The sequence below is a fragment of the Caproicibacter sp. BJN0012 genome (assembly GCF_035986805.1).
In the GTDB taxonomy this organism is placed as follows: domain Bacteria; phylum Bacillota; class Clostridia; order Oscillospirales; family Acutalibacteraceae; genus Caproicibacter.
Genome location: NZ_CP142518.1, coordinates 668,185 through 690,707 on the forward strand (window position 1 = coordinate 668,185; position 22,523 = coordinate 690,707).

Here is a 22,523-nt window from a genome sequence, read left to right on the forward strand (position 1 = left end):
AAAAACTCACATCTCGAAAGGAGGGTCGGAAATGTCCGCATTGACTGGAATGCTGGAAGATTATCAGATCCCGAAAGTCGCGCGCATCAGGCAGCACTTTGACAGAACGGTTTTGGAAAACCCGAGGGAACATCTGCTGCGTCAGCTGTCCGGCGCCCATATCCCCGTCAAACGGGGGGACCGGATCGCGATCACCGGCGGCAGCCGGGGAATTGCGGAATATCGGACGGTGATGAAAGCCGTCGTGGATTATCTCAAGTCCGCCGGGGCCGTGCCGTTTATCGTCCCGGCGATGGGCAGCCACGGCGGCGCCACGGCCGAAGGTCAGAAAAAAATGCTGTGCAATCTGGGGATTTCAGAAGAAACCGTCGGCGCGCCGGTTCTGTCTTCCATGGAGACGGTCGAGGTCTCGCGCACGGATCTCGGGCTGCCGGTCTACATTGATAAAAACGCTTTTGAGGCGGACGGCATCGTTCTTTTGAACCGCGTTAAGACCCATACTTCGATTCGAGAGGAATACCAGAGCGGCCTTTTGAAGATGATGGCGATCGGCCTGGCCAAACACAAGGGCGCGGCAATGACGCACAGCCTGGGACCGGTCAACCTTGGCCCCAATATGGTCCGGGTGGGAAAGGAGGCGCTAAAGCATCTCAAAGTGGTCTGCGGTGTCGCGCTGATTGAAAACGGCTACGAGCAGCTGGCGGACACCTACGTCCTGCGCAAGGATCAGATTCTGGAGGAAGAGCCGAAGATTCTCAAACGTGCGATTTCCATGATTCCGCAGCTTCCTCTGCGCAGCCTGGACTGCCTGATCGTTTACGAGCTCGGGAAGGACGTGAGCGGAACGGGCATGGACCCCGCGATTATCGGCAGGCCGATCAACAGAAGGCCGAACGAGGGCCCCGAAATTGAAAAAATCGGCGTTCTCCGCATTACGCCGAAATCAAATGGGAATGCCAGCGGATGCGGTCTGGCCGACTTTATCAGCGAGCGCATGCGAAGACAGATCAATGAAGAAGCAACCATGATCAACTGTTTGACGGGAATGCACCCTTCCATTGCGAGAATTCCCGCGACCATGCCTACGGACAAACTCGTATTCCAGGGCTGCCTGAAAACCTGCGGAAAGCTTTCCACCGACGAGGTCAGACTTGCCATTGTCCAAAGTACGAAAGCCCTGGAAACGATTTATCTGTCGAAGGCGGCTGTCGAAGCGGTCGAAGACCGGTCAAAAATCGAACTTTGTTCCGATTTTACCGATGTCCCGTTTGATGATGCCGGAACTTTGCAGCTGTACGGTTTCTGAGGCCACCCAGTAATCGGCTGCAAGCCGGATGAATTCCTTCGCCGCTTTGCCAAGGTAGCTTTGGCTGCCGTAGCTTGCGCATATTTTCCAGGTCGGGCGGCCGGGAAGATAGCAGTACCGGATCTTTTTTTCTTTGCCTTTTAAATAAAGATAGGGGATGATGCCGCAGCAGATGCCCGATTCGATGATCGTCACAATGGCGGGAATCTGGGAGGTTTCAAACAGCACCTTCGGAGAAAAGCCGGCCCCTTGGAAAATGCCGTCGATCAGCGGACGAAACGAGGATTCCTTGTACATTAAAACGAACGGCCTGTCCCGGAAAGGCGTAATGTTGCTGATTTCCTCCGGAAAGTTCACAAGATCCGCGAGCGGGTCGTTTTCCGGGACAGCCAGGCAGATGTCTTCCTCGCAGATGTCGATGTATCGGTTGGTGCTCTTTTTCTGATTGTCGCTCAGCGTTAAAAAGCCGAGATCCAGATCGCCGTTTTCAATCATGATCTGCTGCTTTTTCACGCTGGCTTCGACCGGGGTCACTACGATGTCGGGATATAATCCGTGAAATTTCGGATACACCCTCGTAAACATGGGAATGCCCCGCCCGGGAGTAAAGCCGACGGATAGATTTCCTTTTTTCGTTTCCGCGATATCGCTGATGATCCGATAGGTCTCCCTTTTGATCCGCAGCAGTTCCTTGGCGTTTTTTATATAGACTTCCCCCGCGGGGGTGAGGCGCCAGTTTGTTCTGGACCGGTAAAAAAGGGGAGTCTGCAATTCCCGCTCCAGCTTTAAAAGCTGCTGGTTCAGCGCCGACTGCGTGAGGAACAGCTTTTCCGCCGCTTTGGTGATATTGCACTCGTTGGCTATTTGTACAATATACTCTACCTGTTTTAAGTCCATTTGACCACAGATCCTTTCCACTGTTGGGAAAATTGTCTTAAATACACTTCTGAAAATGCATATCTCATAGCGCTATTATACAATGGCGTAATGAAAAAACGATGAACTATTAGAAATAATAAGAGTTTTCATAAATTTATTAATTTCAAAAAGATTTTAAATTATTGTATACTGTAAACAAATCTTAAATTTTGTTGAGGGAGGAAATAAAAATTGTTTAAGAAACTTTTGTCCGTACTTTTGTCCGCGATGCTGTTCGCTTCGGCGGTGGGCTGCTCTTCCGGCGGGGGAGCATCAAGTTCCGGGGCGGCGTCCGCCGGCGGCAACGCCTCGGGTTCCGCTTCTGAGGTGAAATGGCCCAAAAATGTTCAGATCATCGTTCCTGCGAGCGCGGGCGGAGACAGCGACTACAACGCAAGATTGTTTGCAAACAAACTGTCCAAGAAGTTCGGCTGCAACTTCGTCGTGTCGAATGTCAACGGCAACGGCGGCGCGACCGGCACCCGTCAGGTAAAGGATGCCGCGGCAGACGGCAGTTCCATCCTGTTCTACCACTCGGCGTTTGTTGTCAACCAGCTCAGCGGCACGACCGATTACGGCTTTGATTCCTATGATTTTGCCTGCATTCCCGCCCAGAGCCCCGGGAATGTGGTTACGGTCAGCTCCAAACTTGGCGTTAAATCGCTCCCGGAGCTGTTCGACTACGCGAAAGCGCATCCTGGCAAGCTGAAAATGGCGGCTCAAACCGGCGCGACTTCTTACGCGGTTGCCGTTCTGCTGAAACAGGCCGGACTTGACATCAACATTGTGGACGCGGGCAGCGCTTCCGACCGCCTTGCCGCCCTGGTGGGCGGGCACGTCGACATCATCCTTGCCGGCTACGGTTCCATCAAGGACTATGTCACAAAAGGCGATCTTGTGCCGCTTGCGATGGACGGCGGCAATGACCTGACTGTGGATGGGACGACCATCAAGGCCATCACGAATCAGGGATACGATATCAAGCTTCCTTTCTACTACTTCTTTGCGTTCCCCAAGGGGACGGATCCGAATATGGTTCAGGCCTTTGACGATGCGGTAGAAGACATTGTGAAGAACGACAAGGATTATCAGAACTCCATTGCCACTACTTATTTCCAGGTTCCGACCTTCTACAATTCGAAAGACGGGCTTGCAAAGTTTGACGAAGTGAACAGTATTCTGAAAAATGTTGATTTCAAGGGCTGACGGTTCGTATTGAAATGAGCCCGGCAGACGGCGTTCAGCACCATCCGCCGGGCTTATAGATTGGGGTACATACAATGGATATAAGAAAAAATTTGGGCAGCAATCTGTTTAACATCGTTCTGCTTCTTGTGGGGATCGCGCTGTTCTGTTCGGCTCAGACGATTCAGGCCGGAGCCGTTCTGGGGCAGGGTGCGGACTTCATGCCGAAGCTGATGTCCATCGCGTGGATCGTGCTGAGCGTGATGAATCTGCTCAACGGCTTGAGAGAACCGGAGGGCAAAAAAGAAAACGGCAGCATCAGACGATTCCTGCTGACCCTCGCCCTGCTGTTCGTTTACATTTATCTTCTGGATCCGATCGGATTCACGCTGGCATCCATTCTCTACGTTTTTGCTCAGACGCTTCTGTTCGTGCCGAAGGAGAAAAGGAGCGTTAAAAATTACGTTCTGTTCGCAGTTGTTTCCGTGGTGCTTCCGATTGCGATCAATCTTCTGTTCCAGAATGTGTTTTCTCTGATTCTGCCTGAGGGCATGCTTTTTAAGTAAGGGAGTGTTTGTGTGGTACAGGAAGGATTACTGTCCGTTCTGAATGTCAACTGTCTTGTCATCATTCTTCTCGGCGTCGTGGTTGGCATTATATTTGGTTCGATCCCGGGCCTGACTTCGACCATGGGCGTCGCGCTCTGCCTGCCCATCACGTTTTCCATGTCGGCTCTCAATGCGATCGCGCTGCTGGTCGCCGTCGACGTCGGAGGGACGTCCGGCGGACTGATTTCGGCCATTCTGCTGAAAATTCCGGGTACGCCGTCCTCGGTGGCGACCACGTTCGACGGTGCGCCGATGGCGGAGAAGGGTGAGGCCGGTAAAGCGCTGGGAATCGGGATCCTGTATTCGTTCATCGGCACGGTGCTTTCCATCATCGCGCTGATTTTCATCGCCCCGTCGCTGGCGAACGTCGCGCTGAAATTCGGACCGTACGAGCTCTTCGCCATCTGCCTGTTCGCATTGACTCTGATCAGCAGCATGGTCGGCGACAACGTCGTCAAGGGCCTGATCAGCGCCGTAATGGGCATCACGTTTTCCCTGGTCGGCTATGCGTCCATCGGCGGGGCGAACCGCTTTACGTTCGGCAGCAAGAACCTCGCGAACGGCTTTGACATGCTCTCCGTCATGATCGGCCTGTTTGCCGTCGCGGAGATTCTCAAGGTCGGCTTTGAAGGGCTGGACGGCAAAAAAGCGACCCTGATGAAATATAAAATGAAGGGCTTCGGCGTTTCGATGCGGGAATTCAAGGAACAGTTCTGGAACATGCTCCGTTCCGCCCTGATCGGCATCGGCATCGGCATTCTGCCGGGTATCGGCGGCGCGACCTCCAACATTGTCGCCTACACGGCCGCAAAATCGCAGAGCAAGTATCCCGAAAAGTTCGGGACTGGCATTATCGACGGCCTTGTCGCGAGCGAAACCTCGAACAATGCCTCGATCGGTGGCTCTCTGATCCCGCTGCTGACGCTCGGAATTCCGGGTGATACGGTCACGGCCATGATGCTGGGCGGGCTGATGCTGCATGGCATCACTCCGGGTCCACTGCTGTTCCAGAACAGCGGTGTGCTGGTGTATGGTGTGTTTTCGGCGTTCATCCTCGCGACGATTATAATGCTTGTGGTCGAATCCAGCGGCATCCGCCTGTTCGTCAAGGTCCTTTCCGTTCCCAAATACATTCTGCTGCCGGCCATTCTGACCCTGTGCGTCGTTGGGACCTACGGAACAAACCATCGGCTGTTTGATGTCTGGACCGCGCTGCTGTTCGGCGTGCTTGGCTATTTTATGTCCAAATACAAATTCCCCCAGGCCCCTCTGATTCTCGGTTTTGTTCTCGGCTCGATCGTGGAGGAAAATCTCATCCGCGGCATGATGTACGCAAACAACAATTTCTGGGCGTTTTTCCAGTCGCCGATCGCCGCAGTTTTCATGGTCCTCTCCGTTGCGGCAGTTATCTATACGGTTATTAAAGGAGTCCGTTCGAACAGCGTAAAAAAGGCGGCGGCCTCCAACGGTTAAGGAGTTCGTGTTAGGCTATGAAAGTAACAAAAGGTGGAAAGGTTTCGGAATTGCTCCGGGACGTCCCGATCCCCAGGATGTTTCATGCTTCGCAGAAGTTTCCCCGCCCTGCGATTGAGCCGGAAGAAATTCCGAACGTTATTGCAAAAGAGCTGGGTCAGGAACAGTTTTCGTCCCTGATCCGTCCGAAAATGAGAATCGCAATCACCGCTGGCAGCCGGGGAATCCGAAATGTTGATATCATCACGAAGGCCATCGTCGATTTTGTAAAGGCGCGGGGAGCTTTTCCCTTCGTCGTTCCCGCCATGGGAAGCCACGGCGGGGCGACCGCGGAGGGACAACTGGAGATTCTGGCGAGTTACGGAATTACGGAGCGGACAATGGGCTGCCCGATCAAATCCTCTATGGAGGTCGTTCAGCTTGGGGTTTCCGGACTGGGCCGGCCGGTTATGATCGACAGGAACGCCTACGAGTCGGACGGGATCATCCTGTCCTGCCGGATCAAGCCGCACAATGCATTCCGGGGGCCTTATGAAAGCGGTCCGTGCAAAATGATGGTGGTCGGGCTTGGCAAACAGGCCGGCGCGGAGCAGGTCCATGGAGATGGGATGAACGTTATTTCAAAAAACATCCCCACAATGGCGAAGGTCGTGCTTGAAAAGGCTCCGATTTTATTCGCGGTTCCCTGTGTCGAAAATGCATATGATGAGACATGCCGGATCGAGGCGATTCCGGCAAAGGACATCCTGGCCCGGGAGCCGGAACTTCTGAAATTTGCTTTTGAAAATATGCCGAAGCTGATCGTCGGCGAGTGCGACGTGCTCGCCGTCGACGAAATCGGCAAGAATTACAGCGGGACGGGCGTGGACCCGAACATTACGGGCACATTTTCCACGCCGTTCGCAACAGGCGGCATCAGGGTCCAGCGGACGTGCTTTTTAAACCTCAGCAAAGCGTCGCACGGCAACGCGCTGGGCACCGGCCTTGCCAATGCCATTACAAGAAAGATTTTCGACGAAATGGATGTCGAAAAAATGTATCCCAACTGCATTACCAGCACCGTTCTGGCTTCCGCGCGGATTCCCTGCGTCGTCGCGGACGACAGGGAAGCGTTTCAAATCTGCATTCGAACCTGTACCGGCGTGGATCGCGGCAAAATGCGCATCGTTTATATTGCCAACAGCCTGCATATCGACAGAATCATGCTCTCCGAGGCTTATTATCATGATGTTGTGGCAGGAAAATACCCCGGCTTGGCCGCGCTGGATGAACCTCAGGACCTGCTTTTTGACGAAAGCGGCAATGTCCTGACTAAAATATAAGCTAACTGAGGAGGCATGGAGCCTTGATAGGTCCCTTGTGCATCAAGATCAAAGATGTTGATAATGTCGCCATAGCAGTCAAAAACATAGTGGCCGGCACCACCGTAATGGACGGTGTGGCCGCCAATCAGGATATTCCGCAGGCCCACAAAATCGCTTTGTGCGACATTCCAAAGGGCGGAGAGATCATCCGATACGGCGTTGTGCTTGGGTACGCAGTCGATCCGATCCGCAAAGGGGACTGGGTCAATGAAAAAATGCTGGTACTCCCGACGCCCCCCGATGTGGACAATATGCAGTTTGGAACCAACCTTGTTACAAATCTCCCGGAGCCGCCGGTGCGAACCTGGATGGGGTACTGCAATCCAGACGGGGGATATGCCGGAACGCGGAATATCCTGGGCATCAATACGACGGTGCAGTGCGTCACGGGCGTGCTGAATGTCGCCGTTGAAAGAATGAGAGCAGAACTTCTGCCCAAATATCCGAGTGTGGACGGCATCGTGCCGGTCAACCACTCCTATGGCTGCGGCGTGGCGATCAACGCGCCGGAAGCGAAAATTCCGATCCGGATCCTGCGCAATCTTTCCAAACACCCGAATTTCGGTGGTCAGCTGATGGTTGTGGGATTGGGCTGCGAAAAGTTTACGCCGGCGATGCTGATGGATGAAAAAGATCTCTCACCGGAGAATCTGATTGTCCTTCAGGATTACAACGGCTTTGACGCGATGGTCGCAGCTTTGATGAGAATGGCAGACAAAAAACTGAAAATTTTAAATGAACGAAAGCGGGAAGAGCTTCCTTTGTCCAAGCTTGTCATCGGCATGCAGTGCGGAGGCAGCGACGCGTTTTCGGGCGTAACCGCGAATCCCACCGCCGGCTACGCCGCGGATATGCTGGTAAAAGGGGGAGCCACCGTACTGTTTTCCGAGGTGACGGAGGTCCGGGATGGCGTGTATCTTCTCGCGCAGCGGTGCGTCAATGAGGAAGTCGGCAAAAAACTGGCGGCCGAAATGAAGTGGTACGACAATTACCTGATCGAGGGAGATGTGGACCGCAGTGCGAATCCGACTCCGGGCAATAAAAAGGGAGGACTCTCCAATATTGTGGAGAAGTCGATGGGGTCCATTGCCAAATCCGGCACATCCCCAATTGTCGAAGTTCTGTCGCCGGGTGAGCGCCCGACGAAAAGCGGGTTAGTTTACGCAGCCACTCCCGCGAGCGACCTTGTATGCGGTTCCTGCCAGCTTGCGTCCGGAATCGGAGCGCAGGTATTTATGACAGGGCGCGGTACGCCATACGGCCTTGCCGCAATTCCTGTGATTAAAGTGTGTTCCAGAAATGAGTTGAAGGAACAATGGCCGGATCTGATCGATTTTAATGCCGGTCCAATCGCAACTGGGGCCGCGACGATTCCGGAGATGGGCGAACTGCTGTTCCGGCAGATCCTCGATATTGCGGGCGGGAAAGAGAAGAGCTGCGCGGAAAAATATAAAATACATAACGACTTTTGCATTTTCAATCCGGCGCCGATTACCTGAGCCGGGTCCATCGAAAACTGTACCGATTCAAAAGGCCGCTGCAAAGCGGCCTTTTGTGCGTTATTTCGTCCTCTGAGCGGCAGCATCTTCCCCAAAAGGCGGCATTTCGCCGGAGGTTCTGCTTGAAACCTCCCGAATCCCCGGGTGAAGGACTATTTCAATCCAGCCCGATACAGCTCCCATGCAATGAGGGCGCTTTCCTCCAGTTCCTCTAAACAGTAAAAAGCGTCCATGATCGTCTTACCCGGAACAACCGGCCCATGATTTTTCAACAGGAACCCATCGCTTGCGTTGATTCGTGCGCGAAATGCTGAAAAAAGCGCTTCGGAGCCGGGTTTCTCATAAGGGACGATCCCCACCGTTCCAAGTTTCATCTGTAAATAGGGCGTGTGCCGGGGGATACAGTCTGTCTCGCAAAGAGAAGGGACAAAGCTCCACAGCACGCAGTGGGTGCTGTGGGTGTGAATGACTGCGCCTATTTCCGGGGATTTTTCGTAAAGCGTCAGGTGCAGCGGCCATTCCTTGCTGGGCTTTCGGGAAGAAAGAGGCGTTCCATCCAGAGAAAGCGCCACAAAATCATCTTCCCTTATCTTTCCAAAACACGAGCCGCTGGCGCTGATGTAGATCCGGTCATTATGCCGAAAACTCAGGTTGGCCGAAGACCCGCTGGTTTTTCCCCGCTCAAACAGGCTGTGCGCCGCCCAGACGGCAGTCTGTTGTTTTTCCTGTAATATGATATCCATCCTGTCCTCCTGTTTCAGACGGTTGTCTTCCGTCAGATTTTTCACTGTTTCGCTGTCATGGCCAGAGCACGCCCTAGGAAGTCCTCTTGACCGAAGTTTCCGCTTTTGAGAATCAGCCGTATGTCCGGCCGCTCAACAGGGACCATGATTGGAACTCCCGGCGCGACGCTTTGACCCATCCAGTAAGAAGAAAAGCCGAGCATCTTCGTAACCGCGCCCGAGGTTTCACCTCCTGCGGAGACGATCCTGGTATATCCCGCGGTCACCGCGCGGACCGCCAGTGCGGCGATGAGGTTTTCTATCGCTGCAGCCACCGCTTCCATGCCCAGTTCCTGAGATTTTTTCACCTTTTCGGGCGTGTCGGAGCTATACACCAGGACGGTATTTGTGTCGCTGGTGTGTGCCTGAATAAATGTCCAGACATTTTCTGCGGTTTGTCGACCCTCCAGCACTTTCCTGGGTTCGAGCTGATAACAGGGCTGTCCCTGCCGCCGATACCACGCGATCTGGCCAAGGGTAGCCTTTGAACAGCTTCCCGCCAACAGCAGTGCCTGGCCTGCTGTCGTGTTCTCAGGTATTTTCGCTGGCAAAGAGAGCTTTTTCGTCCAGATCTTCGCCAATGGCTCCAGCAATCCGCTGCCGCCGGACAAAAAGGGCAGATGGCTGAATGCGGCGGCGATCTTTTCGCCGTCTTCATCAACTTTATAATCGGGGACCAGGTAGAACGGCCCCTTTGAGGGAGCTTTTTGCGCGAAATCAGTCAGTTGGTCCACTCTCAAAGAGACACAGGGATATTGGCTTTGCGGTTCCATCAGCTTGTCGATTCTGCAGTCCCACATGGGAGTGAGAGGGTGGTCCTTCATGTGACTTTCATGCAGAGGCACCCCATTCACCATCAGCTTCCCATTTTCCACAGTTCTTCCGTTGACCGGAAGCGCGGGGCACAGAAGGGTATAGGGAGCATCCAGATACTGCATCAACGCATCGGCCACCGGTCCGATATTTCCCGCTGGTGTGGAGTCAAAGGTGGAACAATATTTGAAATAGATCTGATTCACGCCCTGCAAAAGTAAAAAATGTGCGGCCTCAAGGCTGTCGGCCACAGCATCCTGCGTTTTCTGTGTCCTGGATTTCAGCGCGATAACCAATGCTTGTGTTTGATCCGGCTGCCCTTGTCTGTCGCATGTCTCTGGGAGACTTCCTCGTGGGACTCCGTTATAAAGCCGGACACTCATGCCTCCCTTTACCAGAAAAGAAGCCGCATCACTGGCGCCGGTAAAGTCGTCGGCGATGCATCCCAACACTGCCATCGTATTCCTCCTTTTCAAACAGCGGCTTCACGCGGAAAGCGCAGGAAAAGCCGATGGAAGCGCATCGGCTTTTCTGATTTTCCATACACTTTCGTTTCTATTTTAATCCTATGGGCGGAAACAGATCTTGACCGCGGTGTCATCCTTATCGGCCAGCTCGAATCCCTGACGAATCTCATCCAGTTTAAATTCGTTTGTAATCAGCGGCTTAATCTGTATCATCCCTTGGGCGACCGGCCGCAGGGCTTCCGGTGTCCACACATAGCGCTGTTGCCAAGTATGATGCACCAGACAGGTATTGATGAATTCCAGTCCGTCGTCATGCCAGCGGCTGATATTCAGCGTAATCGGCGTCGTAACCCAGCTGTAAAATACAAATTTCCCGTTGTGGCGAAGCATCTCGGTCGCCGCGTTAAAGGAATCCTCGCTTCCGGCAGCTTCTATCACAACGTCGGCACCTGTACCCTCCGTCATTTTTTTCACTCGGGCAACGGGGTCCTCATTGCCCAATTGAATTACTTCATCCGCCCCCAGTTTTTTTGCAAGGCGCAGTTTGCCCTCCAGAACATCGACAACGACCACGCAGGAGGCACCCTCTTTTTTTGCGCATTGGGCGATGATCTGGCCCGCGAAGCCGCCGCCCATGACCACGACAAAATCCCCCAGGTTTACGCCGCAGTGCAAACCGGAATACATGGCGCATGCAATGGGTTCCCCCAACGAGGCGATGTCCATATCCAGATTGTAGGGGACTGGCTGAAGCTGGAAGCTTTTTGCGCGGAAATATTCGGCAAAATTATTGCACCAACCGAAGGCCATTACCCTGTCGCCCACGGCGAAATCACTTACCCGGCTGCCTACGGCCATCACGGTACCCCCGCTTTCATGTCCCAGCAGGAACGGGAACTTTGGGTCCTGGCGGAATTCCGCCGTTTTGGGCGGCAGTTTTCCCCTGTAGAAGCTTTTGTCGGAGCCGCAGATTCCCATGCGGTGGTTCTTAACGATAATATCGTCTTCCCCGCATTCCAACTCGCGCTCGATCAGTTCGATATCATACGGTCCATTCAGACGGGCAGCTTTTGTAATAAATTTTTTCATAGATAGTTACTATATCCTTTCTTGTCTTAATTCATGAGAAAACAGAACGGTCCATTCCGTTTGTCCGGCCTAAATGACTTTTGCAAAACTTAGGATACAAGTGACAACGGCGCCGGTGAAACCTGCGACCGTAGAGGCCACCCCCACACCGCGAAGCCCCTGCTTCACGTCCATATTTGACATGGAGACCGTGACCCAGAATCCGGAGGAATTGGCGTGCTTGAACATCAGAGCGCCAGTCCCGCAGCCGAGGAAAGCTGCCAACGGCGAAATTCCGAACGCCCCCAACATCGGCTGCACCAGGGCCGCCGCCGTCATGACTCCAAGGGCGTTGGAACCGGTGATCACATGGATCAGCGCCGCGATCAGGATGGGAACCAGAATTGCCGGGAAAGAAGAGCCAGCGACCATTTTGGCGATCGAGTCCGCAACTTTGCTTTCTTTGACAAACCACGCGAGTGCTCCCCCCATGCCGGTCACGATAATCGGCATGGCCGCGCTTCTGCAGGCCGCCTCCACCCAGTCGTTCAATACTTCTTTCGTTTTCCATTTCTTTCCCGTCAGCACCAAAGAAAAAATGCAGCCGCTGAACAACGCGGCGAGCGGGCTTCCGATGAAGTCCATAACGTTTGTGAAGCGGGAGTCTTTCGCCACAATATTCGAGACGGTGTCGATTCCGATCAGAACCAGCGGGAGAAGGATCGGCAGAAGCGACATGCCGAGGCTGGGCAGGCTCTTTTCATCCGTCTCTTTTGCGGCGTTGACATATTCGGATTTCGGCAGAACCGGCGTTTTCAGGGTTCTGCAATAGAGAATGGCGGCGATCGTGCTGGGAATTGCGACGATAGTGCCCCAGAGGATCGCCTGGCCGAGTGGAACCTTCAGCAGGGCCGCCGCCGAAACGGGACCGGGCGTGGGCGGCACTAAGGAAGCCGTAATCAGTGCGCCCATATACAGGGCGGTCCCGTAGCTCATCATAGATTTTTTAGTTTGGACGGCGAGCAGGGAAACGATCGGGATCAACAGAATGACGACGTCGTCCGCAAAAATCGGAATCCCGAGGATGAACGAACTTAGTCCGATTGCCCAGATAATGTTCTTCTCCCCGACGAGGTTGACCGCCCACTTGGTGATGCGGACTGCCGCACCGGTCTTCTCGAGAATCGTGCCGAGAATGCAGCCGAGGAATATGACGATTGCAACGCTTTGAATGGTACCGGCAAAGCCGGTATTAATGTCATCTTCGATTTCAGACCAATTGTAACCCAGGCCGATCGCCAGAACGATGGCGGCGATCAGAATTCCGATTCCTGGATGGACGTGAAATCTTGAGATCAGGACAATCATCATGACAATGACAACTGCAAATACAATTAAGACATATGCGCTTGACATTTGCGATTCCTCCTCCAAAGTCTCCGGAAGACAAACGTCATTGGCCGAATTTCTGCGATTTCCTCTGAATGGAGGCGGGCCGGACATCCATAAAGGCGGAAAAGGTAGATTCAGCATTCTGCGCGATTGAATCCGGATGATTTCATAATGGGAGGAAAGCAAATTTCGTGCCATGTCATATCTAATTAGATGGAGAATTCGCCGCGGCGCCATTCAAAATTTCGTCTGCGGGGTTTTTCATATAATGTTTTAATAATAACAATAACAAAAAATAATAAAAATATAAAAAATTTTCCAACCCCAAGCCCTAATCTGCGAAAAGAGAACGAAGCGCCTCACCAATTTCATTTATTGGCCTGTGGACCGCCGGACGGTGTTGCAGAATCGACGATTTTCCATGTATGCAGCATACATGCAACAGCCTATTCCCCTGGATACAGGCCCGGGTACTTTTTCATTTTTCGCCAGAGAGTCGTGCGATCCCAGCCGAGCAGCTGGGCCGCCTGGGTTCGGTTTCCACCGCAATTTTGCAATGCCTTGCGAATCAAATCTTTCTCTTTCCCGGCAGACATCTTTATCCGGGGATTCCGATCTTGAGCGGTCCGTTCCGCTATCGCGGAGTCGACATCCGGCGGATACAATGCCTGTTCCAGATCATCACACGAGATGATTTCCTTCCCCAACGCCCCAACACGTTCCGCAATATTTGCAAGCTCGCGGACATTGCCCTGAAAGGGGTAATGATACAGGAGGCTGAACGCCTTTGGATTGACACAAGGTTCTTTTCCGCCCTGATATTTTTGCAGGAAATGCAAAAACAACAACTTTACGTCTTTTCCCCTGCTGCGGAGGGGCGGGACGAAAATGCGCAGGACATCCAGCCGATAAAGGAGATCCCGGCGAAAACGGCCCTTTTCCACTAAATCGTTCAAGTTCCTGTTGGTTGCGGATATAATGCGCACGTTGACGGAAATAACCTTGTCGTCTCCGATCCGCCGGACTTCCCGCTCTTGCAGGGCACGTAGTAATTTTGTTTGGACGGACAGGGAAATTTCCGAGATTTCATCCAGAAACAGGGTTCCATTATGGGCCTGCTCGAACAATCCCATTTTGCCACCCTTGTGCGTTCCCGTAAAAGCACCTTCCACATAGCCGAACAATTCGCTTTCCAGCAGATTTTCCGGGAGGGCGGCGCAGTTGACGGCTACGAATGGTCCGTTGCTGCGGGTGCTCGCATTATGGATGCTTTGGGCAAAAAGCTCTTTCCCTGTGCCAGTTTCCCCCACGAGAATAATATTAGATTCTGTCATGGCATAACGTTTCGCGGTCTGGATGGTCCTTTCGATGGAAAAGTCTTCATGAATAATATCCTGAAACGTGTACTTCGCACATAGCCCTTTGTCGCTCAGCTTCCTTCGGATCTGTCCCTCTAATCTCTGGATCCGGGTGATATCGGAAAGATTGATGACGACGCCCGTCACCTGCCCGTGGACTACAACAGGGATAAAACTGCACGCCACCGTGATTTCTTTTCCGGGAATCCGGTAGATCTCATCGATGGATTCCATGCCCGTTTTTAACACCTGTTGACAACTTTTGACCAGAAATGGGAAACTTTCCTGGAGCGGATGATTTAAAACCGGAATTTCATCTGCAAATTCACGCGCAACGTGGTTATACACATGGATAATCCCGTCCCGGCCGACATGAAGGATCCCTTCTTTGGAGGAATTAATGATGGTCCTGTAGGATTCTGCCCGCTGCCGCTCCGCCCGCATCAGATCCATTGTGTGAACGGCTTCATTGACCGCGCGGTTGATATTGTCCTCCCCCAAGCGGATAATGCTGGAAGGGATTTTCAAATCTTCCGCGGCCTGCTGGATAAAATAGCCGCCAATCACGGCCTGACAGCCAATCTCCTTCGCCTTGATGAGAATCTGGATCAGCTGCCTGTAATTTTGAGTCTGGTAGACTTCCGCTTCGCACCCGAACATCCGGGCGATTTCCTGTACCTCATACAGCTCCGTAAAAAAACCGCAGATCGCGACACGTTGCGGTTTGTATTTTTCCCGGCATTCCGCCAGTGCATGGACAATATCGTAGCCAGACATCGACAGTTCCACGATTGGAAGCTCGGGATACAGTTTTCTTACCCGGATCGCCGTATAACCGCGGGCGATGACGATGTCGTATTCCTTAGGGTCCACCATCGGAGTCTTATCCACTCGTGTCAGTTCCGTCGTAACGGACAGACGCGAGCTGTCCGGGTGCCGACTGATCACATTGACGACTTTTTCCTTGAGTTCCGGATAGGGAACAAAAAATAGAATGCGAATCAATCGATTGCCTCCTAAACGCAAAAGTTGTGATAACGTTGCAATGCTACACCCCTGCAACAGAAAAGTCAAGAAGGCTATTGTTTAAATTCATAAAATATGTTATTTGCAAAGCTGAAATTTGTAATTTATATGAATCCACACCTGGATGGTGATCCGATTTTGCTCTCGGAGCCCTTTGGCATAAATCTTGCTCAGAATAACTAATGCGGGCCAATTTAATTTTAAGATAAGGAGCGGGGACTCTGATGTGTCGACATCTTTTTTAAAAATTCCAGGGGCAAACCGTCTAGGCGGCCGCCATTGGAGCCGGCCATTTGGGGGCTGTGGCCGTAATCTGTCGGAGGGGTCCCCATTCTATTAGAAATCTCTTATCGCGGCCGACCGAAGTCCGGAAAATGCAAAAAGGCGTTTCAGCGTACCATCATCCGCTGAGGGCGGAGTTTCTACCGGCGCTCAGAGGCCGGGCAGATTTTGCTATATTAAATAACTACTAAATAGGAGATAAATCATTTATGGATTATACGAATCTGTTTCACCGCAAAGACGGCAAAAAATCAAAGGTGGGCATTATCGGGGCGACCCGCGGATACGGCTACACATTGCTTGCCCAGATCCCAAAGGTCAGACTGATGGAACTACGTGTCATCTGCTCCAGACATTCCGATGAATGTCTGAACGTACTCAGGGAAATCGGATACGACGAGGACAAGATCGTTGTCTGTGAAGATAAAGCGCAGGTCGAGAGTGCTCGCGAGGATGCGATTCTCATCGTAAGCGATTACCGCTTTGTTATGGAGAGCGGCATCACGGCGCTTGTGGAGTGCACCGGAAATACTGCGGTCAGTTCTGATGCCGCCCTTGCGGCCCTGAGGAAGGGGATTAATGTCTATATGGTTTCGAAAGAAACCGACAGTGTATGCGGGCCGCTACTGAATCAGGTGGCCGCGCAAAGCGGAGCCGTATATGCCCTTGTCAACGGCGATCAACCACGCAACCTTCTGGATCTTTACTCCTGGGCTAGGCTGCTGGGTTTGGATGTGGTAGCGGCGGGAAAGTCTAGCGAATATGACTTTGTTTGGGACAGGGAAACCGGAGAGTTTACCTGCACGGATGGCAGCGGAATCAGTGAAAACCTTCCCGAAATGCTGGAGCATTGGCGCTATCGCGGTCCGGAAACGCTGAAGGCGCGCCACAAGCTATTGGAAAAGTTCACCGGAGTGGTTTCTGCCGATTTGTGCGAGATGAATTTGGTCTCTAATATCACCGGCATGGTGCCCGCTTCGCCGTTTTTGAGCTATCCTGTCGCCAAAATCAGCGAGCTTGCCAACATTTTCGTTCCCGAAGAGGATGGCGGTATTCTCAAGCGTACCGGCGTTGTAGATGTGTTTTACAATTTGAGAGGTACCGACGAAGCCAGCTTTTGTGGCGGAGAGTTTATCGTCGTCAGATGCGAGAACGACAGGATGTGGGAGATCCTCAGGAGCAAGGGGCACGTCATGAGCAGCAACGGTAAGTACGCCTGCATCTATTCCCCCTATCACTACATGGGGATGGAGACGCCAACTTCCATTTTATTGGGAGATTTGATGGGCATTGGCACTCATCCGGAGTGCCGTCAGGTGTCGGTATTGGCGGGTGTGGCGCAGAGGGATTTCCCCAAAGGCACTGTGCTTAAGGTCGAAGGACATCATCATGCGATTAAAGGACTTATTCCGCAGCTTATCGAAAGAAAATTGAGTGGGAATCTGGCGCCTTTCTATCTTCTCAACAACGCTGTCTTGCTCAATGATGTGAAGAAGGGCGAGCCGATTACGATTCATGATGTCGATTTATCGCAACTGGAAACTTATAAGCTATATATGCAAGGCCTGGGTTTATAACTCCGCTTTGGAGCATGTCAGACCGCACGGTCCACCGGTCGGAATCGCTATTCCCCGATCTTCGGGCGGTTTTCCTGTTCAAAATATTCCTTTGCCAGCTCAGTGAAGCGCTTTGCCGGATTGCTCAGGTAACGGTTTGCCCGGTAGCAGGCGCACAGGGCCCAGGAAGGGCGGTCGAACAGCCGAAAACACGCGACATCCCGCCTGTTCCTGACATAATAGTACGGCAGGATGGAACAGCTGAGGCCGTTTTTCACCATGGAGATATTGGCCCGGTTGCTGGCCGTCGTGAGAAATACTTTCAAATCGATTCCGTGCTTGACAAAAAGGGAATCGATCACTTTTCTCTGCGTGGATTCCTTGTACATCAGGCTGAATGTCAAGTCTTTCAGCCGCTCCACTTCCAGTACGGTCAAAGGCTTTCCGGGCGGGGCGGCCAGCTCGGAAAGCGGATGTGACAGCGGCACGATGAAAACGAACTCCTCTTTTAAAAGTGGCTTCAGGACCAGTCCCGGAAGATTCTCCGCTGTCAGAGAGACAAAGCCCAGATCCAGCTCTTCGTTCTGCAGCATTTCCAGCTGCTTTTTTACCCCTATTTCCCTCGGGCGAACCACAACTTCCGGGTAAGCCTGATAGAACTCCGGATAAACGGACATAAACATCTCCATGCCGCGTTCGGGCGCGAAAGCCAGGGACAGCGTCCCTTTCTGGCGATCGGTCAGGTCCTGGATCTTGCTGTACGCTTCGTTCTTGAGGCTTAACATGCGTTTTGCGTATGCAACATAGACTTCCCCTGCTTTCGTGAGGAAAAAGTTATTGTGGGAGCGGACAAAAAGCTGAGTGCCAAGCTCGTTTTCCAGCTTCAGCAGCTGCTGATCCAGCGCGGACTGGCTGATAAAGAGCTTGTTGGCAGCCTTTGTAATCCCGCCTTCCTCCGCGATAGTGAGGATGAAGCTGATCTGTTTCGTATCCATGGCATCTCTCCGTTCCGTTTTGAGCTGTCGTATCCCGATTCTATTTTGCCCAATCGACGCAAAAAGCGCAATATAAAAATCAATCCCGGCCGGAGCGGTCCGAAAGTCCGCGGGTCGGGTGCAGTTCACAGAAAAAACGTCAGCACCGGAATCGTGAAAAGGCTGAGCAGGGTCGTGACAAAGATGCATTTGGAAGCAAAGCAGGAGTCCGCCCCGTACTTTTCGCCGAGGATCGCCGTCGTGGAACCGATGGGCATACCGGTCAGAACAACCGCCACGGCGGTCGCCAGCTGATCAAACCCGATTGCTTTCAAGGCGATCAGCGCGCACCCCGGCAGAAAAATCAGGCGGATGAAGGAAAGAAGCAGAGCGTCTTTGCTGAAAATGGTTTTCAGGTCGACTTCCGCCAGAATGGACCCCACGACGATGATGGAGATTGCCGTTGTGCAGTTGCCCATGCTGGAAATAGCGGTATCCACAAAGCCCGGCAGGGGAATTTTCAGCAGCATGCGGAGAAGGCCGAGCTCCACCGCGATGATTCCCGGATTCAGCCAGACGTCGCGGACCCAGTTGCAGCTCTTTCCCTTTTGGAACATGGAAACTCCCGCGCTCCACATAAAAATGCGGTTCGGAATAATAAAAATGGACGCGTAAAACAGCCCGGTCGCGCCGTAGGCGCTCTGAATCACGGGCAGGCCGGCAAAGCCGGAATTTGCGATCAGAGTTCCGTAGCGCAGAATGCTCGCCTTTTCCTGCGGGTAGCGGCGATAGACCAGCCAGCCTGTAAACCACGCGAAAAAGCTAAGGGCAAACGCCACGGCCAGAATCGCCGCGGCGGAAATCAACTGTTGAGCGGAGATCTCCTGATGAAAGGAGTTGAACACCATGCAGGGCAGGAGGACCGTGACCAGCAAGTTGGAGATCCCGCCGCGCACGGGCTGTGTGATCACTCCGAGCTTCTGCATCAGATATCCCACGGCAAGATAGACGAACAGGGAGGCCTGAACCTCCGACATCACTAAAAATTGATTCATTTTATAATACGAAAAGGAACAGCCCGGCAGAGAAGCTCTTTGCAGGCTTTCTCAGGCTGTCCTTGGGATGGGACCCGGAAAGCGGGATGAGCCTTTCCCGGATCGTGAATGACGGCGGAAAGCCGCAACAGCATTCCGGCGGTGATGGATTACCGGCCTATGTAAGACCGCAGGAAAGCTCCTTCCGTCCCGCCGGCGGAGGGAGCTTCCGGTGTGAAGAACCGGTGGAAATATGCTGGCGAAAGGATGCCGGGATCGTTCCCGGACGTTATTGCTGCGCCTGTGAAGCGGCCTTCCTTTTGTCTTTTCGGTCGGAAACAGCTGCATATGCGATAGAAAGAATAATAAACAGCCAAAGGACCCAGCAAATTGGCCCGCGGGTGAAGAAGATGGACAAACGGCCGCTGGAACCCTTGATTGCGTCCACGAAATATTTCTCTAGATCTCCGCCAAGAATGAATCCGATCAGGAACGGGGTGGTAGGCAGCTTCAGTTTATCGAAAACATATCCGAGGATTCCGAAGATAATGAGGCTCCACATGTCGAACGCAACGCCGTTGTTGCCCGCATAAGCGCCGATGATGCAGGCCAGAATGATCACCGGATAAAGCCGCTGCTTGGGGACATAGACGATCTTTGAAATATACTTGATGGGGAAGAACATGACGACAAACATATAAAGGTTGCACAGAAGCATTGCCCATAGAATCGCGTTCCAAAGTTCCGGGTTCTGCGAGATAAACAGGGGGCCAATCTGCATGCCCTGCAGGGCGAACGCGCCGATCAGCACCGCCGTGGTGGAGTCGCCCGGAATCCCCATGGAAAGGAGAGGGATCATTGCCCCGCCTGTCATCCCGTTATTCGCAGTTTCACTGGCGATCACCGCTTCCGGAAAGCCGGTCCCATATTTTTCAGGATGTTTGGAAAAGTTCTTGGCCTGGGAATAAGAAAGCAGACTGGCCGCGCTGCCCCCGACTCCGGGGAGGAGACCGGTGAAAGTACCCAGCAGGGCGGAGCGAAGCACGTTGACGGTTTGGCCCTTGAAATCGCGGAAACTGAACTTTATGGTATTTTGCATGACGGAATCATCAATGACGTTCTTCTTCATGCCGGTTTCCGCCTCGGCAAACATCTGCCCCAGGGCGAACAGCCCGATGATGACCGGGAGCAGTGAAAAGCCGTAAATCAGGGGTTCGCTCAGAAAACCGGGAACCAGGCGCAGTTTGTTGTTGTCGTCGAAAGTGCCCATCAGCGCAATCAGCACGCCGAGAAAGCCCATGAACACGCCCACCAGCATCTGCCCCTTGGACAGTGCGGCGATGATGGTCAGGGCGAACAGAATCACCAGAAATTTCTCCACCGCAGAAAATTTCAGGGCGAGCGCCGCCAGCGGAGGAGTAAACAGGGCGAGGCAGATCAGGCTGATGAGGCCGCCGAGCAGCGAGGCGGTGATGCCGAGCTTCAGCGCGCGTTCCCCTTCTCCCCGGCGCGCCATCGGGTACCCGTCGAAGCAGGTGGTGATGGAGGCGGGCGTGCCCGGAATGTTGATCAGAATGGCGGGGATCAGGCCGCCGGAGATGCCGCCCACATAGAGGCCCAGCAGAAGGAACAGGGAGGTTTGTATGTCGTAGGCGTAAGTAAGAGGCAGAAAAATGGCGACGGCCATCGTCGCGGTCATCCCCGGGATGGCGCCGAACACGAGTCCGGCGACGACTCCCAGAAGGGCCATTGTGATATGAGTAAATGTAAATATTTCCAGCATGGCGTTCTCCTTTATAATATTAACATGATCTTAACCTATTTGCAATCACGGAAGAGTGATATTGAACAGGACGCCAAAGAGATACCACAGCCCGAAGACGGAAATAATTGTGCTGGCCGCTGAAATCAAAAGCGATTTTGGTTTAAAAGTCCCGCAAAACAAGACATTGAATCCGAAAATGCAGAGAAGGCTGGCTATGATAAAATGAATCTGCTCCAGCAAAAAAACATAAATAATTAAAAGCCCGATGGAGCCGAACAGCTTCAGTTTATCATAGTTCTCCACAAAGAAATGGCGGCCTTCCGCTACGAGCGGCTGTTTGGCGCGAACAGCCCTGACCACTTTTGGTATCACAATGCAGATTCCTAAAACAATCAGAAGGGTAATAATAATCTTTGGGAAAAACATCTCTGAAGTGGCAAAATTGTATTTGTAAAACTCTATCATATACTCTCCTTTTTCCGAACAGCCCCCCTGGGGGTTTTATCCAAACGGGCGGACGGTGTCCGGTCATTCCGGACACCGTCCGCTTCAGTGCGGCGCGAATTACCCCACCAGCGTATTAAAGTCCGGCGCATTTTTCACAATTTCACGGTATGTCTCGCGTTTGTGCTTGATATAGGAGTTTGCCTCGCTGGAACTCTGGTACTGAGCTTTATATCCAAGCTTTTCCATGGCTGAGATATAATCGCTGCTGTTGCAGATATCTTTCATTGCGGCGTCCATGGCGGAAACAAACTCGCTTGGAACCTTCTTGCCGTAGAACACAAAATATTCTTTCGTGAATTCAAACGGCTTTCCGTTCAGAGAGATGCCCTGCTCCGCAAAGGTGGGCCAGTCGTGTCCGGTCAGGCGCTTGCCGGCCATCAGGCCGATGATATTAAGTTTCAGCTGGGCTTTTACACCGTCTTTCGTGTATTGCTCCACAGCGGAAGTCGCAGCGTAAACGCCCTGGCAGTTTCCGTCCCAGAGGGCCTGAAGCTTGTCCTGCGTAGAGCCTGTGACAAATGCCTTCAGATTGCCGGCAACCTTGTCGCCGTAGGTATCCTTCAGCCACAGGTAGATCGCATCAAAGCCAATCTGGGACACGCCGCCCGCTTCCACCGCAAGCTTGACGGTCTTAGTCGGATTCTCGCTCATCCACTTGCCCATTTCCGCAATGGTTTTGTAGGGCGCGGAGGCGGAAGCGGCGAAGCAGTCTCCCGGATTATAAGCAAAGCTGCCGCCGACAGTCATGTTTTCCAGTTTGTACTGGTCCTCCGAATAGGCGCCGAACAAAACACCGAGGTACGTCATGTCGTGAAATATCATAATGGTGTTCTCGTTTTTGGCCTTGACGATTTCCTGAAGGGCACGGCCGGCACCGATCGCGTCGACCTTCAGATTGCTGCCGTACTTCTGATTGATGGATCTGCAGAGAAGATCCGCCGTCAGATAGGTGTCTCCGGAAACCGATGTGGACCCAATCACAACCCGAATGTTTTTCCCTTTTAAGTAACTTGCGGGATCCACGTTGGAAGCTGATGAAGCGGTGGAGGCCTCCGGTTTGGAAGAGCTTCCGGCACCGCCGCTACAACCCGCGAATGCTGTGACCATGACTGCACAGGCCAAGATGAAAGACAAAAGCTTTTTCAT

The 22,523-nt window shown here is 52.9% G+C and carries 18 protein-coding genes; 7 read left to right on the forward strand and 11 right to left on the reverse strand.

The features are described from left to right. Positions 1 to 31: 31 nt before the first annotated feature. Positions 32 to 1,306, forward strand: coding sequence for a lactate racemase domain-containing protein (locus VA597_RS03280; RefSeq protein ID WP_326975152.1), 1,275 nt, complete (start codon positions 32 to 34; stop codon positions 1,304 to 1,306). Here VA597_RS03280 and VA597_RS03285 read toward each other — a convergent pair. Then, positions 1,229 to 2,203: a LysR family transcriptional regulator gene (locus tag VA597_RS03285; RefSeq protein ID WP_326975154.1), complete on the reverse strand. Its 975-nt coding sequence runs from the start codon at positions 2,201 to 2,203 to the stop codon at positions 1,229 to 1,231. The two genes, VA597_RS03280 and VA597_RS03285, sit on opposite strands and share 78 nt — an antisense overlap. A gap of 213 nt (positions 2,204 to 2,416) precedes the next feature. Here VA597_RS03285 and VA597_RS03290 point away from each other — a divergent pair, with 213 nt between their 5' ends. The 5 genes from VA597_RS03290 to garD all read left to right on the forward strand — a co-directional run bounded on the left by VA597_RS03290 (position 2,417) and on the right by garD (position 8,353). Next, positions 2,417 to 3,430 (forward strand): tripartite tricarboxylate transporter substrate binding protein, encoded by a 1,014-nt coding sequence (locus tag VA597_RS03290; RefSeq protein ID WP_205703196.1) that lies wholly within the window; start codon positions 2,417 to 2,419, stop codon positions 3,428 to 3,430. 74 nt (positions 3,431 to 3,504) lie between these two features. After that, entirely contained in the window at positions 3,505 to 3,975 is a 471-nt protein-coding gene (locus VA597_RS03295; RefSeq protein WP_326975155.1) for a tripartite tricarboxylate transporter TctB family protein, read from the forward strand. A gap of 12 nt (positions 3,976 to 3,987) precedes the next feature. Continuing rightward, positions 3,988 to 5,490 carry a tripartite tricarboxylate transporter permease gene (locus tag VA597_RS03300; RefSeq protein ID WP_326975156.1) on the forward strand — a complete coding sequence of 501 codons (1,503 nt, stop codon included), beginning with the start codon at positions 3,988 to 3,990 and terminating at the stop codon, positions 5,488 to 5,490. A gap of 17 nt (positions 5,491 to 5,507) precedes the next feature. Beyond that, positions 5,508 to 6,812, forward strand: a complete 1,305-nt coding sequence (locus tag VA597_RS03305) for a lactate racemase domain-containing protein (RefSeq protein ID WP_326975157.1) — start codon at positions 5,508 to 5,510, stop codon at positions 6,810 to 6,812. A gap of 23 nt (positions 6,813 to 6,835) precedes the next feature. Beyond that, positions 6,836 to 8,353: a galactarate dehydratase gene (gene garD, locus VA597_RS03310; RefSeq protein WP_326975158.1), complete on the forward strand. Its 1,518-nt coding sequence runs from the start codon at positions 6,836 to 6,838 to the stop codon at positions 8,351 to 8,353. A 152-nt stretch (positions 8,354 to 8,505) separates the two neighbouring features. Here the strand turns inward: garD and VA597_RS03315 are convergent, their stop codons facing one another. The 5 genes from VA597_RS03315 to VA597_RS03335 form a co-directional block, all read right to left on the reverse strand. Further along, positions 8,506 to 9,096 (reverse strand): class II aldolase/adducin family protein, encoded by a 591-nt coding sequence (locus VA597_RS03315; protein ID WP_326975159.1) that lies wholly within the window; start codon positions 9,094 to 9,096, stop codon positions 8,506 to 8,508. Positions 9,097 to 9,137: 41 nt separating this feature from the next. Then, positions 9,138 to 10,406 carry a 3-oxo-tetronate kinase gene (otnK, locus tag VA597_RS03320; protein ID WP_326975160.1) on the reverse strand — a complete coding sequence of 423 codons (1,269 nt, stop codon included), beginning with the start codon at positions 10,404 to 10,406 and terminating at the stop codon, positions 9,138 to 9,140. Positions 10,407 to 10,514: 108 nt separating this feature from the next. After that, positions 10,515 to 11,504 (reverse strand): zinc-dependent alcohol dehydrogenase, encoded by a 990-nt coding sequence (locus VA597_RS03325; protein ID WP_326975161.1) that lies wholly within the window; start codon positions 11,502 to 11,504, stop codon positions 10,515 to 10,517. A 69-nt stretch (positions 11,505 to 11,573) separates the two neighbouring features. Beyond that, complete coding sequence (locus tag VA597_RS03330; protein ID WP_326975162.1) at positions 11,574 to 12,899, reverse strand: GntP family permease; 1,326 nt, start codon at positions 12,897 to 12,899, stop codon at positions 11,574 to 11,576. Positions 12,900 to 13,321: 422 nt separating this feature from the next. Beyond that, complete coding sequence (locus tag VA597_RS03335; protein WP_128741649.1) at positions 13,322 to 15,238, reverse strand: sigma 54-interacting transcriptional regulator; 1,917 nt, start codon at positions 15,236 to 15,238, stop codon at positions 13,322 to 13,324. Positions 15,239 to 15,750: 512 nt separating this feature from the next. On the opposite strand from VA597_RS03335, the gene VA597_RS03340 reads away from it, so the two are divergent. Next, on the forward strand, positions 15,751 to 17,118 hold the full coding sequence (locus VA597_RS03340; protein ID WP_128741650.1) for an NAD(P)H-dependent oxidoreductase: 1,368 nt from the start codon (positions 15,751 to 15,753) through the stop codon (positions 17,116 to 17,118). Between the two features lie 47 nt (positions 17,119 to 17,165). Here the strand turns inward: VA597_RS03340 and VA597_RS03345 are convergent, their stop codons facing one another. From VA597_RS03345 to VA597_RS03365, 5 genes are all read right to left on the reverse strand, one after another. Beyond that, a complete protein-coding gene (locus VA597_RS03345; protein ID WP_128741651.1) occupies positions 17,166 to 18,092 on the reverse strand; it encodes a LysR family transcriptional regulator in 927 nt (308 codons plus the stop codon). Positions 18,093 to 18,217: 125 nt separating this feature from the next. After that, on the reverse strand, positions 18,218 to 19,126 hold the full coding sequence (locus VA597_RS03350) for an AEC family transporter (RefSeq protein WP_326975163.1): 909 nt from the start codon (positions 19,124 to 19,126) through the stop codon (positions 18,218 to 18,220). Between the two features lie 268 nt (positions 19,127 to 19,394). Continuing rightward, complete coding sequence (locus VA597_RS03355; RefSeq protein ID WP_326975164.1) at positions 19,395 to 20,888, reverse strand: tripartite tricarboxylate transporter permease; 1,494 nt, start codon at positions 20,886 to 20,888, stop codon at positions 19,395 to 19,397. 45 nt (positions 20,889 to 20,933) lie between these two features. Next, on the reverse strand, positions 20,934 to 21,335 hold the full coding sequence (locus tag VA597_RS03360; protein WP_128741654.1) for a tripartite tricarboxylate transporter TctB family protein: 402 nt from the start codon (positions 21,333 to 21,335) through the stop codon (positions 20,934 to 20,936). 99 nt (positions 21,336 to 21,434) lie between these two features. Beyond that, entirely contained in the window at positions 21,435 to 22,523 is a 1,089-nt protein-coding gene (locus VA597_RS03365) for a tripartite tricarboxylate transporter substrate-binding protein (RefSeq protein WP_128741655.1), read from the reverse strand.

Coding starts and splice junctions, on each gene's coding strand:
- VA597_RS03280 (WP_326975152.1), top strand. CDS start 32: ATGTCCGCATTGACTGGAATGCTGGAAGATTATCAGATCCCGAAAGTC.
- VA597_RS03285 (WP_326975154.1), bottom strand. CDS start 2,203: ATGGACTTAAAACAGGTAGAGTATATTGTACAAATAGCCAACGAGTGC.
- VA597_RS03295 (WP_326975155.1), top strand. CDS start 3,505: ATGGATATAAGAAAAAATTTGGGCAGCAATCTGTTTAACATCGTTCTG.
- VA597_RS03305 (WP_326975157.1), top strand. CDS start 5,508: ATGAAAGTAACAAAAGGTGGAAAGGTTTCGGAATTGCTCCGGGACGTC.
- VA597_RS03315 (WP_326975159.1), bottom strand. CDS start 9,096: ATGGATATCATATTACAGGAAAAACAACAGACTGCCGTCTGGGCGGCG.
- otnK (WP_326975160.1), bottom strand. CDS start 10,406: ATGGCAGTGTTGGGATGCATCGCCGACGACTTTACCGGCGCCAGTGAT.
- VA597_RS03325 (WP_326975161.1), bottom strand. CDS start 11,504: ATGAAAAAATTTATTACAAAAGCTGCCCGTCTGAATGGACCGTATGAT.
- VA597_RS03330 (WP_326975162.1), bottom strand. CDS start 12,899: ATGTCAAGCGCATATGTCTTAATTGTATTTGCAGTTGTCATTGTCATG.
- VA597_RS03340 (WP_128741650.1), top strand. CDS start 15,751: ATGGATTATACGAATCTGTTTCACCGCAAAGACGGCAAAAAATCAAAG.
- VA597_RS03345 (WP_128741651.1), bottom strand. CDS start 18,092: ATGGATACGAAACAGATCAGCTTCATCCTCACTATCGCGGAGGAAGGC.
- VA597_RS03350 (WP_326975163.1), bottom strand. CDS start 19,126: ATGAATCAATTTTTAGTGATGTCGGAGGTTCAGGCCTCCCTGTTCGTC.
- VA597_RS03355 (WP_326975164.1), bottom strand. CDS start 20,888: ATGCTGGAAATATTTACATTTACTCATATCACAATGGCCCTTCTGGGA.
- VA597_RS03360 (WP_128741654.1), bottom strand. CDS start 21,335: ATGATAGAGTTTTACAAATACAATTTTGCCACTTCAGAGATGTTTTTC.
- VA597_RS03365 (WP_128741655.1), bottom strand. CDS start 22,523: ATGAAAAAGCTTTTGTCTTTCATCTTGGCCTGTGCAGTCATGGTCACA.